General features: G+C 50.2%; 17 protein-coding genes. 1 reads left to right on the top strand and 16 read right to left on the bottom strand.

Going from position 1 to position 16152, the window contains the following annotated elements; translation table 11 throughout:
• Positions 1 to 64: 64 nt before the first annotated feature.
• From hemY to EDM52_RS17855, 9 genes are all read right to left on the bottom strand, one after another.
• Positions 65 to 1474 (bottom strand): protoporphyrinogen oxidase, encoded by a 1410-nt coding sequence (hemY, locus tag EDM52_RS17895; protein WP_122910318.1) that lies wholly within the window; start codon positions 1472 to 1474, stop codon positions 65 to 67.
• Between the two features lie 13 nt (positions 1475 to 1487).
• Complete coding sequence (hemH, locus tag EDM52_RS17890; protein ID WP_122910317.1) at positions 1488 to 2420, bottom strand: ferrochelatase; 933 nt, start codon at positions 2418 to 2420, stop codon at positions 1488 to 1490.
• Between the two features lie 18 nt (positions 2421 to 2438).
• The gene (gene hemE, locus EDM52_RS17885) at positions 2439 to 3476 is read right to left on the bottom strand and encodes a uroporphyrinogen decarboxylase (protein WP_122910316.1); all 1038 of its coding nucleotides are present in this window, start codon (positions 3474 to 3476) and stop codon (positions 2439 to 2441) included.
• Between the two features lie 140 nt (positions 3477 to 3616).
• Entirely contained in the window at positions 3617 to 4435 is an 819-nt protein-coding gene (locus EDM52_RS17880) for a DUF4097 family beta strand repeat-containing protein (protein ID WP_122910315.1), read from the bottom strand.
• A 1-nt stretch (position 4436) separates the two neighbouring features.
• Positions 4437 to 4991 carry an HAAS signaling domain-containing protein gene (locus EDM52_RS17875; protein ID WP_122910314.1) on the bottom strand — a complete coding sequence of 185 codons (555 nt, stop codon included), beginning with the start codon at positions 4989 to 4991 and terminating at the stop codon, positions 4437 to 4439.
• The gene (locus tag EDM52_RS17870) at positions 4978 to 5307 is read right to left on the bottom strand and encodes a PadR family transcriptional regulator (protein ID WP_122910313.1); all 330 of its coding nucleotides are present in this window, start codon (positions 5305 to 5307) and stop codon (positions 4978 to 4980) included. Before EDM52_RS17870 ends, EDM52_RS17875 begins: the two co-directional genes overlap by 14 nt.
• Positions 5308 to 5433: 126 nt before the next feature.
• Positions 5434 to 7311 carry a bifunctional metallophosphatase/5'-nucleotidase gene (locus tag EDM52_RS17865; protein WP_122910312.1) on the bottom strand — a complete coding sequence of 626 codons (1878 nt, stop codon included), beginning with the start codon at positions 7309 to 7311 and terminating at the stop codon, positions 5434 to 5436.
• 124 nt (positions 7312 to 7435) lie between these two features.
• Positions 7436 to 8236: an alpha/beta fold hydrolase gene (locus EDM52_RS17860; RefSeq protein WP_122910311.1), complete on the bottom strand. Its 801-nt coding sequence runs from the start codon at positions 8234 to 8236 to the stop codon at positions 7436 to 7438.
• Positions 8237 to 8304: 68 nt separating this feature from the next.
• The gene (locus EDM52_RS17855; RefSeq protein ID WP_122910310.1) at positions 8305 to 8619 is read right to left on the bottom strand and encodes a histidine phosphatase family protein; all 315 of its coding nucleotides are present in this window, start codon (positions 8617 to 8619) and stop codon (positions 8305 to 8307) included.
• 158 nt (positions 8620 to 8777) lie between these two features.
• Here EDM52_RS17855 and EDM52_RS17850 point away from each other — a divergent pair, with 158 nt between their 5' ends.
• Positions 8778 to 10085, top strand: a complete 1308-nt coding sequence (locus EDM52_RS17850) for a polysaccharide deacetylase family protein (protein WP_122910309.1) — start codon at positions 8778 to 8780, stop codon at positions 10083 to 10085.
• 58 nt (positions 10086 to 10143) lie between these two features.
• Here EDM52_RS17850 and EDM52_RS17845 read toward each other — a convergent pair whose 3' ends face one another.
• From EDM52_RS17845 to EDM52_RS17815, 7 genes are all read right to left on the bottom strand, one after another.
• On the bottom strand, positions 10144 to 10551 hold the full coding sequence (locus EDM52_RS17845) for a DUF1266 domain-containing protein (RefSeq protein WP_122910308.1): 408 nt from the start codon (positions 10549 to 10551) through the stop codon (positions 10144 to 10146).
• Between the two features lie 81 nt (positions 10552 to 10632).
• Positions 10633 to 11115, bottom strand: a complete 483-nt coding sequence (locus EDM52_RS17840; protein ID WP_122910307.1) for a GyrI-like domain-containing protein — start codon at positions 11113 to 11115, stop codon at positions 10633 to 10635.
• Between the two features lie 154 nt (positions 11116 to 11269).
• Positions 11270 to 12553, bottom strand: coding sequence for a glutamate-1-semialdehyde 2,1-aminomutase (gene hemL, locus EDM52_RS17835; protein WP_122910306.1), 1284 nt, complete (start codon positions 12551 to 12553; stop codon positions 11270 to 11272).
• Positions 12554 to 12558: 5 nt separating this feature from the next.
• Positions 12559 to 13533, bottom strand: coding sequence for a porphobilinogen synthase (gene hemB, locus EDM52_RS17830; RefSeq protein ID WP_122910305.1), 975 nt, complete (start codon positions 13531 to 13533; stop codon positions 12559 to 12561).
• The gene (locus tag EDM52_RS17825; protein ID WP_245997072.1) at positions 13517 to 14347 is read right to left on the bottom strand and encodes a uroporphyrinogen-III synthase; all 831 of its coding nucleotides are present in this window, start codon (positions 14345 to 14347) and stop codon (positions 13517 to 13519) included. Before EDM52_RS17825 ends, hemB begins: the two co-directional genes overlap by 17 nt.
• A complete protein-coding gene (hemC, locus tag EDM52_RS17820; protein WP_122910304.1) occupies positions 14344 to 15270 on the bottom strand; it encodes a hydroxymethylbilane synthase in 927 nt (308 codons plus the stop codon). Before hemC ends, EDM52_RS17825 begins: the two co-directional genes overlap by 4 nt.
• Positions 15271 to 15291: 21 nt before the next feature.
• Positions 15292 to 16110 carry a cytochrome C assembly family protein gene (locus EDM52_RS17815; protein WP_122910303.1) on the bottom strand — a complete coding sequence of 273 codons (819 nt, stop codon included), beginning with the start codon at positions 16108 to 16110 and terminating at the stop codon, positions 15292 to 15294.
• Positions 16111 to 16152: the final 42 nt, after the last annotated feature.

The raw sequence follows: 16152 nt of genomic DNA, 5'->3' as shown, positions 1-16152 counted from the left end.
CATTTCCCTATACTATATGGACGGGACGAGTCGTTTAGCACCTGATAAACGAAAAAACCGGGGATTATCTCCCCGGTTGGATGGATGCCAGCAAATCTAGAACCGCTTTTTTACCTTGGTCTATACAATCCGGTACGCCTACGCCACTGTACGAAGCCCCGGCCAAGTGAACGTCAGGCAGCGCTGCCTCTACTTTGGCGCGAACTTCCTTCACCCAATCCTGATGTCCGACAACGTACGGAATCGCATTTTGAAGTCTGGTCACCCGATAAAAGTCTGGTTCTTGTTCAATCGTCATGATTTTGCGCAGATCCTGCAAGACCATCTGAACGATCTCTTCATCTGACATGCTCATAAAGGACTGTTCAGTTGCCCTTCCAACAAAGCATCTCAATAACGCTTTGCCTTTTGGCGTCGTATGCGGCCACTTGCGATGCGCCCAGGTGCAGGCCGTGATTCTGGCTCCCGAGTTGCGTGGCACGATAAAGCCCGTGCCGTTCAGGCGCTGATCCAACGCCTCCTCGGGAAAACCCATCGCGATCGTTGCGACCATATGCGGTTTGGCCTTTGGAAGTGTCGGAGTCTCAACATAAGGGCGAAGCAGCGGCTCCGTAATCGCATGCGGCAACGTCAGCAATACAGCGTCCGTCTCCACCACACGTCCATCCTTCATCGTCAGGATGTAGCCTCCGTTTTCACGCTTTGTCAGCTTCTCCAAGCCTGTCCCTTTCCAGATAGCGTCTGCCGGCAATCGCTTCTCCATTTCCTCGATGAGCGTTTCCAAACCGCTGTTCAGCGTAAGAAAGATTCCCTTGGGTTTGCCCGGTTCCTTTGTCTGTGGCCTGGAATGCTTCATCGCCAGAATCAGACTGCGATGCTGTTGTTCCATTTTTGCGTATTGCGGAAAGCTGGACAATAGACTGAGATTGTCGATATCTCCCGAATAGACGCCGGACAGGAGCGGCTGGATCAGGTTTTCAATCACCTCGTCGCCCAATCTGCGTCGAAAAAATTCTCCGACTGAGCGATCCTCGTACCCCTTGGATGCGGGTAAAAACAGATCGGCTGCCGCCCTGAGCTTTCCTGGCCAGGAGATCAGATCCGTTCGCACAAATGGCATGAGCTTCGTCGGTACACCCATGACGGCACCTTCTGGAATCGGGAGCAGGCGATCCTGGTGATAAATATAAGATTGACCAGTACTATTGCGCACCAGTTCATCCTGCAATCCCAAATCCCGTGCCAATTGGGCCGCACTTCCTTTTCGCTCCAGAAAGGAGTCCGGTCCAAGCTCGATGACGTACCCCTCATGTCTCCAGGTTTTAATCTTGCCGCCCAAACGATCTGCTTCCTCAATCAATTGAATGCGAACAGGCAAGTTCTTTGCCTCGATTTCCTGATGCAAATAAAAGGCGGCACTCAGACCTGTGATGCCGCCACCAATAATCGTAATGTGATAGGTTGTCTCACTCATCTTGATCGAACCCCTAGTCTACCAACTTTTTCTCGATGGCATCCGCCAGACTGGAGATAAAAGCTGGTCTGGCATTCGGCATCGGAGGACGGTAGTAGTGCACGCCCAACTCTTCTGTTACTGACTTACATTCCACATCGTTGTCATACAAAACTTCCAGATGCTCTGCAATAAACCCGACTGGACAATAGACAAATGCCTGGTATCCGTGTTTGGCATGCAATTCTCTGGTCAAGTCCTGTACATCAGGCCCCAGCCAAGGCTCAGGTGTATTTCCAGCGCTTTGCCAACCAATCGCAAAGTTCGCTATGCCTGCTTGCTCTGCAATGAGCTTGGCAGTTTCCTCGAGCTGCTGTGGATAAGGATCGCCGGAGTGAAGTATCTTCTCCGGAAGGCTGTGTGCCGAAAAAATCACGACTGCCTTCTCTCGTTCGGCAGCGGACATGGATGCAAAGACTTCTTGAATCACACTCACCCAGTAGGAGATGAAGCCAGGCTCCAGGTACCAGCTCTCGATGCTGCGAATGTTCGGCCCGCCGATGGCTTCTGCATGCGCTTTAGCCCGTCCGTTGTACTCTTTGACGCTGTAAGTTGAATAGTGAGGGGCCAGCACCAGGCTGATCGCTTCCTCTACGCCATCCTGCTTCATTTTGTCGACTGCATCCTCAATGAATGGCGAGATATGCTTCAACCCCAGGTAGCCCGCAAATTCACGATCCGGGTAGCGCTTATTCATTTCTTTTTCCAGCTCTTGAACCTGCTCGTCCGTAATTTCGGCAAAACGGTTCAATCCCCCTACCGCTTCATAGCGTGAGACCAAATCGTCGAGATGCTCCTGGGACGGCTTGCGCCCACGGCGAATATGCGTATAGTAAGGCTCGATTTCATCGGGCGTGCGTGGCGTACCATACGCCATCAGCAGCAGTCCCGTTTTTTGTTTAGACATCCTTCACGCACCTCCTGATTACTGCCCTGTCTTGTAGCTATGAATCAGTTGGGTCAATTTTTGCAGTGTCTCCACTTTTGCGTCTGGGAACACGCCATGTCCCAGGTTAAAGATGAAACCAGGCTTCTTGGTTCCCTCAGCCAGGATCTCTTGCGCTTTGGACTCGAGCTTTTCCCATGGAGCCAGCAACAGTGTCGGATCGAGGTTACCTTGCAGCGCCTTGGTCACTCCAAGTTCACGTGCAGTGGTGATCGAAGTGCGCCAGTCGAGTCCCACTACATCTACAGGCAAGCGGTTCCATTCTTGCAGAAGATGTCCTGTCCCTACACCGAAATAGATCGTCGGTACATCCGTCTGGCGAAGTGCAGAGAAAATCCGGTTCATGACAGGTGCAATGAAAGTCCGGTAATCTTCGTCGTTCAAAGCCCCTACCCAGGAGTCAAATACTTGCACTGCCTGAGCCCCCGCCCGAATTTGTGCTTTCAGATAAGTGATGGTCAGGTCTCCCAGTTTATCCATCAATGCCTGCCATGCTACTGGTTCGGTGTACATGAAGGATTTGGTTTTGTGATAATGCTTGGACGGGCCACCTTCGATCATGTAGCTGGCCAATGTAAACGGAGCACCTGCAAAGCCAATCAGCGGAACAGAAAGCTGCTGACGCAAAATCTTGATGGATTCCAGAATATAAGGGACGTGTGTCTCTGGGTCCAAATCGCTCAAACGCTCGACGTCGGCCAGGGACTCGATTGGATTGGCGATGACAGGTCCGATGCCAGATTCGATATTTACGTCCACGCCGATCGGCTTTAACGGAGTCATTATGTCGGCAAACAGAATCGCTGCATCGACACCCAACTGCTCTACAGGCAATCGGGTAACCTCCGCACACACTTCCGGTATGTAATTCATTTCAAAAAAGGTATGTTTTGCGCGAATCGCCCGGTACTCAGGCTGATAACGACCAGCCTGACGCATATACCATACTGGTACGTGATCCGTCGCTTCCTTTCGACAAGCTTTTAAGAACGTATCGTTAAATGGTTTTGCGGTCATGAAATAAACCTCGCTTTGCACAATAATCTTTCCCAACCCTAATGATACCATTGAGTTTCGACAAAAACGCTCTTTTTTGTGTCAAAATCTTATCGTTTCACCTTTTCCCAACCTATTCCATTATTCTTGCCAAACTTTGTCTATTGAATCCGAATATCTCCCGTTGAGGATTTCACCGAAAGAGTCGGTCCTCCCACGCTATAGGAACCTTTTGTCCAACCTACTTCAATATCCCCAATCGGCGCCTCCAGGTCCAAATCAACCGCGGCTGGTTGTTTGGCAAACGTGATCTGAACATCGCCAGTCTCCGTGCTTACTTTTAATGCGTGCAGCAGCTCAGGTACATTCAGGACATCCACATCACCTGTCGTGCTCGTCAGTTGCATGGCTGCCTGCGTATCTATTAGATTAATGTCGCCTGTTTCGGTCTTGACTTCCAAGGTGTCTCCGTGAAATCCGAGCAAATCAATATCTCCCGTGCTGGAGAAGACTTTGCCCTCCTTGGCTGATACGGTATGAATGCTCACATCACCGGTATCGGTTTTTACTTGCAAGCGATCATAGGAGTCATCCGTTTCGGGTAGCAATACCTGCAGTTGAAGCCAGCTGCGTCCCATGAAAAACAGATTGGCACCCTGCTGTTCGATCACCTTCACCTGCAAGCTTCCATCAGCCTTCACTTCGCTTTGCAATTGAATTTGCTTTCTCTGCTCTTCCGACACCTTGCCCACTAATCCGATACGAACTGTAGGGATATTGCTGTACATGACTTTGACATCTACCCTGCTGGTCGCGATTTCTACCCCTTTTACCGCTTGTTCAATCGTTCGCTGCTCATCGATTGCCGTCCCCGCCTCGATCAGTGTATCCCTTTGTGATAACAGCCAGATCAAACCTACTGCGCCGACGATAAATACGAGCAAAAAGAATCGGAACAATCTTTTTAACCATCGGGTCATCTTATTTCCCCCTGATCATCTGAACATTGAATTGGAGATACCGCAAAAACTGTCGATAGAGCCAAACCGTCAAGCGCAGCAGCCAAATAAACAGCATGCCCCCCAAACCGACTGAGGTCAAGCATCCGAACAGCATGAGAAGTCGATTCTCAGAAATGTCGGCCAGTAACGGAGGAAAGAACGCAAAGGCAAACGGAACAAACAAGAGCGTGATGGCTACGGAATAAAACGCGATGAGTACCCCAATCAATGCCATGAACGGCCCTAGTACAAAAACAATATTGAAAAAACCAAGGCTAACGGTGGCCAGAATCGCCCGGCTGATATTTCCAATGGAGGCATCTGTCTGGGCTTGATGAATACGATACCCAGCCCATACTTCTCTGGCTACTGTTTTCGGGCTCCCTAACTGCTCAGCGATTTCGTGTTCACTTTTCCCCTTCTCGAACCCGATCAAAAAATGCTCCGTATAATCAGAAAGGATGTCCAAGCGATCCTTGTCAGGCAAATCCGCCAGCAAGGCGTTCAATTCTTCGATAAACTCACGCCTCGTCATACCCAAGTCCCTCCTCGATGATCTGATTCACTCCACGGCTGAACACATGCCATTCCAGGATCAGATCGTTCATATAGATACGTCCTCGCTCTGTCAGCCGATAGTACTTGCGAGGCGGGCCTTCCTGAGATTCTGCCAGGTACGTAACAAACAAGCCTTCCTGTGTAAGACGTCGCAGCAAGGGATAAACGCTCCCTTCGGAAATATGGAACTTTTCAGAAATGCTCGCAACCAGTTCATACCCGTATCTGTCCTGATACGCGGCTAACGCCAGCACGCACAGCTCCAGGACACCTTTTTTAAACTGAACATTCATTGTGCATCACCCAGAAAATTCTACCAGATTACTATTATACAATACAAGGTACTAAATATTATTGTTCCTGAATGAAAAAAAGACAGGGAATGAATGCTCGTCCCCTGTCTTTGTGTCGCAAAACGTCTATTCTACTTCAACAATACGTCCTTCAACCTGCGGATTGACGACTTTACGCTCGATCAGTCCTGCCTCAACCACGCTGTACATAGACAAACCTGAGTTGAAGAATGGTTTTTCTTTCAGCATTTCAAACCCATCTCCCCCAGCAGCCAAGAAGTCAATGGTCGCCAGCTTGTAGGTTTTCTCAAGATCAAGTGGAGCGTCGCCTACCTTAACTTCGAGAACGCGCTCCCCCACCGGTTTGCTCTTGCTGTAGGTAAAGCTCATTCCACTGATTTGCGGGAAGCGGCCTGCGCCGTTTTCCACATCACTCACTCCATGTTCCAAGACCTGTTTCAATTCTGCCCCTGTAACTTCAATTACTGATAAAGTGTTGTTTTCAAACGGCAGCAAAGTATACAGGTTTTTCTTCGTAATGTCTCCTGCTTCGAGCTGTGTGCGGATACCGCCGCCATTCGCCACTGCTACATCCGCTTCATACCCAGCGATGCTTTGCGTACGCTCCAGCATAATATCGGTAATCAGGTTGCCCACGTTGGTTTCTTTCTTACGGACCAGATTGCGGTCGCCATCCAGTGGAACTTCGGATTTGGCAATCACCACGTTCATGACTGTGTCGATTTGCGTGACGATGTCCTTCACCATTTTATCGATTTCCGGATCCGCTACGACAGTCTCATCGTATTCTTTCAATCCGCCGCTGAAGGCAACCAATTCATTATCCAGGTAGTAGAGGTCAGCACGGCCCAAAGATTTGCCGTACTCCCAGTCCTGTACGATATAGGTTCCATTGACGACTTCTGGAGTACGCAGTGGCGTATGGGAGTGTCCGCCGACGATCAGGTCGATTCCTTCCACATTTTCGGCGATCTCACGGTCGACGTTAATTCCGATGTGGGAAACGACTACCACGTGATCCACTTCTTTTTTCAGTTCAGGAACGACAGCCTTGGCAACCTCTACAGGACTTTTGAAGGTAAGTCCTTTTACGTTGTCAGGGTGTGTCAGGATTGGTGTATCCTCTGCTACAAAGCCCAGGAAGGCAAACTTTTTGCCGCCGATCTCAGCCTTGAAGGTAGGAACCAGCAGTTCTTCACCGTCTGCTTTGAACACGTTCGCAGAGATTACGGGATGATCCAATGCATCACGCAGCTTCAGCAATTGCTCGTAGCCAAAGTCAAACTCGTGGTTTCCAGCAGCCATCACGCTGTAGTCGAGGTGGTTGAGAATCGGAACGATGGATTCCCCTTTGAACTGGTTCACGAAAATGGTTCCCTGGAAAGTGTCTCCTGCATCGAGAAGCAGGAAGTTATCATTTTCTGCGCGCCATTCATTGATCAAGGTAGCGATCTTGGCGTAGCCATATTCCTTTTGTCCTTTATCTTCTTGAATGTGACCATGCACGTCATTGGTGTGCGCGATGGTAATTTGGGTGGTAGCTGCATCTCCCAACGCCTGGAAGAACTCGCCGCGTGTTACCTGTGCTTTTTCGTCGAGGCTCATGCTGTATCCCAGTTTTTCAGCGATTGCAACCAGTTTGGCAGCAGAAACAGCTTGTGAAGGGTTGGCGGTATCTGCGTCGCTGACTGCCCCTTCTGCTTTTGCCCAGTTCAGATATGGAGTGGACCAATGTGCTCCAGCTGCTGCAGCTGTCAGCTCAGTTTCTTTCAGCTTCGCGAAAACAACCAGTGCTTCAGCCAATGTAACATTGCGTTCCAGGGCTAAATCCCCATTTTGACCCGCTGAAATGATCGATTTTTTTGCCATCCAGTCAGCGTGCTGAACAGGATGCAGCGGTGCAGCAAAAGCGGATGTTGCCATCATCGAGGCAAAGACAACTGAAGCGAATGCAGTCATCGTAATACGACGTGCTTTTTTCATCGCAAATTTCCCCTCTCAACTATGTATCTATTTGTCCAAACTCGTGACCATTATATCAAAAATTATTAAATTTTGGCTGATAGATTGGATAAATGTACTAGAAAATGAATGATTGTAAAGGATTCTAAAGTGACTCGACAAACTTCACCATCGCATCGACTAAATCCTGAGGAGCCTCCAGCATGCCCATGTGCCCCACATTTGGCAGCAGCACTTGCTGGACCTGTGCCTTTTCTACCACAAAGGTCTTGGCTGGTGCAATGACTTGATCCTGGTCACCTGCCAGCAACAACACAGGGAGCTGGGATTCTTGCAAAACGTGCAGCCGATCCTTGCGATCCCTCATGGCCCGGAGAGTTTGGATGGCCCCGTTTGGATCGGTAGCCAGTCCGATTTCTTTGGCTAAAGCAACCTGATCGGGCATGGACTTCAGGTTCTCTGGCGCAAACAGCTTGGGAACCAATGCCTTGATGAACGGCTCTATTCCGTTGCTGCGGATGCTCTCTGCCCCTTTGTTGCGATTTTGCTGGGCTGCCTCGTCATCTGGAAAGGGCGTGGAGTGAATCAGACCAAAGCTCTGCAGCTTGTCTGCATACTGTTCGGCAAATGCCAGGGCAACATAGCCTCCCAATGAATGGCCGAAGAGATGAATACGTTCAAAACCCCACTCCTCCACCAGCATGGAGAGCTCCTCCGCGAATTTCTCAATCGTATAGGCTTCATTCGGTTCTGGTGCTGAGCTATCCCCGTGGCCTGCCAGATCCACAGCGATGACATGACGGGTTTTACCGAGAAGAGGCAACACCCGGTTCCAATACGCACTGCTTCCGCAAAAGCCATGCAGCAAAACAATGGGGGTCCCTCCAGTCCCTTCTTCCTCATAGGCGATGCGTTTTCCATTTCTTAACTGAATCCGTTTTTTCATATGCTCATCCCTTTCTTTCCGTCTTTGTCAAAGTCTTGCCCGGAGCCGCTAAAACCTAAACCTGTATCCTATGGCTGATCCCAGAGTCGCTCAACAGCCTTCAGAACAGCTTCATCAAAATGAGCGATCTGCTGATCCGCCAAGACTCTTTCCTTGAAATCCTCCATGATCACCACTTCTGTCTCCAGATAATCGCTTATTCCTTCCACCGTTTGAATCGCTCGCCTGTAAGGACTCGAAAGCACGTGATCGATGTTCTCCCTTTTCAGGATTTCAGTTACCCTTTGTGCGTCATGCAGCCCTTGTTCGGAGAGTGGCCGATGATATTCATCCGGTGAGTAGACTGAATGGGCATGGCGAACGAAGTAGAGATTCGTTGTCATCCTTTCACCTCCTGACTTGATAGCTGATTTTTAATTCCATTCTCTTTTTGCCTGTCCCATACCTTCCAGTTTATCGAAAGCATGCAACCTTCTGGCCCTTATTTCGTCCATACTAGTAGCAAAGCACCACTGACTACCTGAGAGAGAAGGTACACAGGTTGAAACGACAAACCAACACAACCAAAACCGTAATTCTGGCATTGCTGCTCACAGCGTGTTCTCCTTTTAGCACCGAAAACGAATCGGCACAAGCTCCTCCTGTAGCCCAGAGTGAAGAGCCTTTGCCGCAAACACCACCAGCCGAAAAGAACCCGTTCGAGCTTGCGGTTTTGATCGACCTGGCACGGGATGGGAAAATCCCGCATACTTCCTTTGTGGTTACCAAAACGACCATGGACGAAGTAGAGCAAGCTTGGGGCCAACCTGACAAGCTGGATCAAGTAGGAGGGATCTGGTATGCCGTCTATGAGAAGCAGCGGGTAACGATCGGCTATCAGGATCGGAAGCATCTAGTCGATCTTCGTTCCGCTCATCCCGATCTGCAAAGAATCTCCCGGGACCAGATCATGGATATGCTCGGCGAAGCGGAGCATATCAGAAAACTGCCGAATGAAACCGTTCTCTCCTACAGCCTTGACGAATCATTGTCCCTTCGCTTCATCCTCTCCGATGAAAGAGGCAGAGTAGACCACGTATCCTTGCTTGCTTCGGCTGATCAAGGAGCTGACCCATCGGCATCGATCCCCGAGACTTACGATCTGGCTATCAAAGGTGAATCCAACCAGCTATCCACGAAAGCGAAACAAAACATGGACCGATGGAGAAACGAGATTCGGCAATTTGCAAGCAAGCATCGTGACGAAGTGTACATCAATGGCCCGAATAAAAAGCAGGTTGCCTTAACCTTTGACGACGGTCCCGATGCTACTGTCACACCCGCGATCATCCGCACGCTGGACCAGTACGGGGTAAAAGGAAGCTTCTTCTTCGTCGGCAGCAGAGTGAAGGAAAATCCGGAGGTCGTACAGCTCGCCGAAAAGAGCGGTCATCTTGTTCTGGGTCACAGCTATTTGCACGAAGATTTAACAACCAAAAACCTGCAAGGCATAGCAGCCGATCTTATCCAGACGGAGAACGAAATCGAGCAGGTTATTGGCAAAAAGCCTGCTCTCCTGCGTCCTCCTTTTGGCGAGACAGATGAACAGGTCGTGAAAGCGGCCAAGCAAAACGGGGACACCATTATTCTCTGGTCTATCGACACACTGGATTGGTCTCAAAAGGAAGCCGAAAATATCCGCAAGAACGTGATGGACAACGTACGGAATGGCGACATTATCCTGATGCACTCCAATGAAGACAAAAGCGAGACAGCCAACGCGGTTCCGATGATCATTTCCGAGCTTCAACAGCAAGGCTTCGAAATCGTCGGTCTGGATACCTTGTTGGGCGTAAAGCCGTATAAATAAAAATGAGCCAAGCATCGCTTTTCTGCGTACGCTTGGCTTTCTTTTCAGTATTTACCTGTCAAACAGAGATACTCTCCTGCTTGGGGAGGTGCTTTTCCTTATCCGGCAGCAAATCCTGAACCCACGCTGCTCTGTTCCAACCCAACGTGCTTCTGCCCAGTATCGTGCTCACCCGGTTCATGACCGGGATGCATTTCTTCCATCGACGATCCGACAAGTGAAACTGACTCCCTGCTGCAAAGCCGATGAAATAATTCTGCCAGCTGTCATGATGCTCCTGCACGTGTCGGGCTGCCTCCAAGTTGATCACCCACGCTTCTTCTTTCGTCAAGAACTGGTAAACCACGCCAACGCGACAGAGAAAAATTGCCCACCCACCGCCAAATCCAGCGATCTCACCGGATGGCAATTGCCGGAGGACGTTGTGGATGATGGCCATTCGCTCATAGGAGGTGTTACACCACATGGTACATATTCAGGAGAGTCTGCTTGCAGGGTGTCATAAAAGCCATGCAGACCTTCCTCACCTCGGTTGGGCGATGAACAGCTAGACTTCCTTCAGCGGTATAAAGATTTGGTATGTATTTTCGGGGCGATCCGGTGCGTGCATGGACGGGATGTACTGAGCATCATAACGCTCCATGCGCAATGCCGTTTCGTCCATTTCCAGTCCCTGCTGTGCCAACCATTGAAACAGCTGTGTGTATGTATCTTTTACCGTAGACATGGGGCCGACATGGGTGAAACGAGCGTATGTCCTGGCGGGGATCGTGAAAGCTACCATTCTTTCCGGGATTCTTTCAAAGCCCTCGACTTCCACTGCCACATATTCGGTATACATGCGATACTTGGCATTTTCATCACTGATGTCGTATCGGACATCGGGGTGAATCACGAGCGGTATCTCTTGCTGTCGAGCGACAAATTTCCCCCAATGTTCGGTCATCCCTTCCACCAGTGTCTGAAAAGGTCCTGAAAAGCTCATGCCAATAAAATGTTTTTGCGGTACTTGGACTACCATTCCCTCCATCACGATGTCTCCTTTGTTATCGACTTTTTATCCACACTTTACCATATTCTTAACAAATACAGACAAATCCTGTAAGAGGAAATGAAACCTCTGTTTAAAACATTGCGCAAACAAGAAAACAGGAAAACCCCCTTTTTCAAAGGGGGTTTCGTTCTTACAGTTTTTGCATGGCCCGGTAGCTTGCCTCAATCGTACGCTCGATGTCTTCCTCTGTATGAGCGAGTGATACAAACATGCCTTCAAACTGGGATGGCGGAATCATGATGCCATCGTCCAGCAAATGACTGAAGTATGAGGAGAAACGCTCCAGATCCGAGGTTTTCGCAGTCTCGTAATTGATGACAGGCGTATCTGTGAAGAACAGGCAAACCATCGATCCAACACGGTTCAGTGTATGTGGAATGCCGAGTTTGCTTGCGTTCTCGGCGAGACCTTCACCCAGACGCTTGGACATCTTTTCCAGCTGCTCGTAAGCACCCGGTGTGGACAATTCCTGAAGAGTCGCCAGTCCTGCTGCCATCGCCAACGGGTTACCCGAAAGCGTACCTGCCTGATAGATCGGACCTGCAGGCGCGATCTGTTGCATGATTTCCCGTTTACCGCCGTAAGCGCCAACTGGCAAGCCGCCGCCGATAACTTTCCCCATCGTAGTCAGGTCTGGTGTAATGCCGAAACGCTTTTGTGCACCACCCAAAGCAACGCGGAAGCCGGTCATGACCTCGTCAAAGATCAAGAGAGTACCGTATTGCTCGGTAATCTGACGCAAGCCTTCCAGGAAGCCAGGCAACGGAGGGACGACACCCATATTGCCGCCTACGGGTTCGACGATAACGGCAGCCAGATCGTCACCGTAGTTTTCGAACGCCAGCTTTACACTTTCCAGATCGTTGTACGGTACTGTAATCGTATTGAGTGCTGTTCCTTCTGGTACACCCGGGCTATCAGGCAAACCGAGCGTAGCTACACCTGAACCCGCTTTGATCAAAAGACTGTCCGCATGACCATGGTAGCAGCCTTCGAACTTCATGATTTTGTTGCGCTTGGTATAGCCGCGAGCCAGGCGAAGTGCACTCATCGTCGCCTCTGTACCGGAATTGACCATCCGCACAACCTCAACGGATGGCACCAGCTCGCAAACCAGCTTGGCCATCACGGTTTCCCGCTCGGTCGGTGCACCAAAGCTCGTACCCAATGCTGCCACTTCTGTAATGGCAGACAGTACTTTTGGATGAGCGTGGCCCAAAATCAACGGACCCCATGATCCGATGTAATCGATGTAGCTGTTTCCATCCACATCGAAGATTCGGGAGCCTTCCCCTTTGGCTATGTATACCGGGTTGCCACCCACGCTTTTGAAAGCACGCACAGGCGAGTTTACACCACCAGGTATATAATGCTGCGCTTCTTCAAAAAACTTCGTCGAGTTCTCTCTGTTCATTTTGCTCACCTCGTCAGCCATTTTGCCACGTCTTTGGCATGATACGTAATGATCAGGTCAGCGCCTGCGCGCTTGAAGCCTACCAGTGTTTCCATTACGATCCGTTCTTCATCGATCCAGCCATTCGCCGCTGCCGCTTTCACCATCGAATACTCCGCACTCACGTTGTACGCCACGATCGGCACATGGAAGTTCTCGCGCAGGCGAAGGACCATGTCCATGAATGCCAGAGCTGGTTTTACAATCAGGAAGTCGGCACCTTCCCGGACGTCGGATGCTGCCTCCAGAAGTCCCTCACGTGCATTGGCCGGGTCCATCTGGTAGCTTTTGCGATCACCAGACTGTGGTGTCGAGTGAGCGGCATCACGGAATGGACCGTAGAAAGAAGATGCGTACTTCACTGCGTAAGACATGATTGGAATATGGGCAAATCCAGCTTCGTCCAAGCCTTCGCGAATGGCGATCACAAATCCGTCCATCATGTTGGAAGGCGCGATGATGTCTGCACCTGCTTTTGCTTGTGATACGGCTGTAGCCGCCAGTAATTTCAAGGTTTCATCGTTGACGACTTCTCCCTCGTGCAACACACCGCAATGCCCGTGATCCGTGTACTGACACAGACAGGTATCTGCAATGACGATCATTTCCGGATAGGATTCCTTGATTTGGCGAATGGCCTGTTGGGTAATCGCTTGATCGTTGTATGCTTCAGAACCGCATGCATCCTTGAATTCTGGTACACCAAACATCAGAACGGATTGAATACCTGCCGCGACAATCTCCTTCATTTCCTCTGCCAGCATGTCCAGGGAAAAATGATAAACGCCTGGCATCGAAGGGATTTCTTCTTTAATATTGCTGCCTTCTACTACAAAAAGCGGGTAGATCAAATCCTCAATATGTACGTGATTTTCCCGAACTAGGTTGCGCATGGCTGCGCTGCTGCGCAATCGGCGATGACGATCAAATTTGCTTGTCATGAGATTCCCCTCCCAGATTCTTCAGTAATGCATCCAGTAATCCATCTATTGTATACTCCTGTGCCACAACATTCACCTGCAACCCCAGCTTTTGTGCTGTCTGCGCGGTAATCGGGCCGATACAGGCGATATGGACGCGATCGAGCCACGTGGGTGTGATCCATGAAGACATCGCTTGTACAAAATGGCTGACTGTCGACGAGCTTGTAAACAGGATCGCATCAATCTCCCCGCGCTGTAAACGCTCAGCAGCTTGAGGTGCCATATCAGCATCGATCACCGTCTGATACACATCGACTTCCGTGACATCCATGCCCATTTTCCGAAGCTTTTCTGGCAATAGCTTGCGGGCGATATCAGCTCGCGGCAGCAGGACTCGCTGGCCTGCGAGAAGCGCGGTCTGCAAGCTGGTCAACAATCCCTCTGCCACAAAATCAGAAGGGATCACCTCTACCAAAAGCCCTCGTTCTTCCAGAGCAGCCGCTGTCTTGGGGCCAACTGCCGCCACACGACCAGCGTAATCCTGCACCGCTACTCCTAATCCGTCCATACGCTCGCAAAAGAAACGGACGCCGTTCACACTAGTGAAGATCAGCCAGTCGTAGGTATCGAGCGTACGAATGGCCTCATCCAGCTGTTTGTAATCGAGCGGCGGGATCATTTTCAAGAGAGGAAAAGCAAACGCTTCTCCTCCCAATGCCTCTATTTGTTCAACCAATTCTCGCGCCTGACTTCGCTCGCGTGTCACCATAACACATTTGCCAGTCAGTGGCTTGCTCGCACTGGTTTTGGCGTAGGCTTCGCCGCTCATCATTTTTCGTTCTCCTGCAGCACTTTTGCCAGGATATCTGCTGCACCCTGAGCCAGGACGGCCTCCGATACCTGCAAGCCTATGGCTACAGGATCGCGACCAGAAGCGGTGCTCTTGCAGATTAGCTTTCCATCCGGAGAGCCAACCATCGCAGTCAGATGAATCTCTCCATCTTCTACCGTTGCGTATGCACCGATCGGCACTTGGCAGCCACCCTGCAGTTTGTGCAGGAAGGTGCGCTCAGCGGTCACAGCCAGACGGGTCGGCTCATCATCCAAGCGGCGCAGCAAAGCGAGAGTTTCCTCGTCGTCGGCACGACATTCGATAGCCAAAGCTCCTTGGCCGACAGCCGGAAGACTGATCTCCACAGGCAAAAACTGGGCGATTTCGCCCTCAAATTGAACCCGCTCCAATCCAGCGGCAGCCAGAATGATGGCGTCAAAATTTCCTTCGTGCAGCTTGCGCATCCGCGTATCAATATTTCCGCGGACGGATTCGATCTGGATATCCGGACGATACGCCAAAAGCTGTGCAGCACGACGAAGACTGCTGGTTCCTACCAGAGCACCCTCTGGGAGTTCATCCAATGTCTTGCCATCCTTGGAGAGGAGCACGTCTCTTGGATCAACGCGCTTTGGAATAGCGCCAATGACTAAGCCCTCTGGGAGTTCAGCAGGCATGTCCTTCAAGCTGTGAACTGCAAAATCTGTTTCCTTGTCGTAGAGAGATTGCTCGATTTCCTTGACGAACAGTCCTTTGCCTCCTACTTTGGATAGCATGACATCCAGAATCTGATCACCCTTGGTCACGATTTCATGCAGCTCAAAGCTCGCTTCTGGCTCCAGCTTTTGCAGTTGTTCCACTACCCAATTCGTTTGAGTCAGCGCCAAACGGCTGCGGCGCGTTCCCACTTTCCAGTTCTTCATGATTGCCTCCTCAGACAGCCGCTACCACCAGCTGTGAAAATTAGATGTATTCGTTCCGAAAAAATTGATTAGTAAGAGAGCGAATGCCAAAATGTTCATCTGTGCCAGCCTTCGCATTTGCCACGTATCGCGGTATCGTTTATACAGCCAGAAAGAATAGACTGCCACTAGCAGTATGGACAAAAACACCTTGGCGTCTAGCAGGAATTTTTCAGGCAGAACCATTTTCCCCCATATAATCCCCAGAACAATGGACAAGAGGAGCATCGGGACGCCCAGCATATTCATCCGGTATGCATAGGCCTCCAGTTGGTCCAAGCTCGGCAGCCTGCGCAGCAAGGGAGTCCATTTTCGTTCCTTTAACATCTTGTGCTGAAACAGGTACATGACGGAAAACACCATCGAGAGTGAAAATGCCCCATAGCTGAACATCGCCAGCGTCACATGCGTCAAGAGTAGCTCCGAGGTCAAGATATGGGAGACGGCTGTAATCGGTGTCTCCGGCAAAAACATGGACATGACCAGTACGACAAATCCGATGATATTAGTAAAAAAAACCAGTAAATCAATGCGAAAAAAATAGTGGATGGCAAGCGAAAGGCTCACCAGTACCCATGAGTAAAAAAAGAGCGTCTCAAACAAGGTGATGACAGGAAAATAGGCTTTGGCCATGGTTTGCGAGACAAAAAATGCGGTTTGCAAGGCCCAAACGACAGCAAGCAACCCGAAAGCCAAACGATTGACTTTCCGATTGCTTTGCAAGAAGTCGTTAAAATAGAAGAGAACACTCGCAGCATAGAGAAAGATGGTCAGATCATAGATCCATCTCACATCAGCCATGTACGCCCTCCCCTCTTTCTCTTTCAAGTTTCTATCACGAAA

Source organism: Brevibacillus invocatus, from assembly GCF_003710915.1.
GTDB classification, from domain to species: Bacteria; Bacillota; Bacilli; order Brevibacillales; family Brevibacillaceae; genus Brevibacillus; species Brevibacillus invocatus.
The sequence above is the reverse complement of the archived record's forward strand: the minus strand, read 5'-3'. Positions and strand labels throughout refer to the sequence as shown.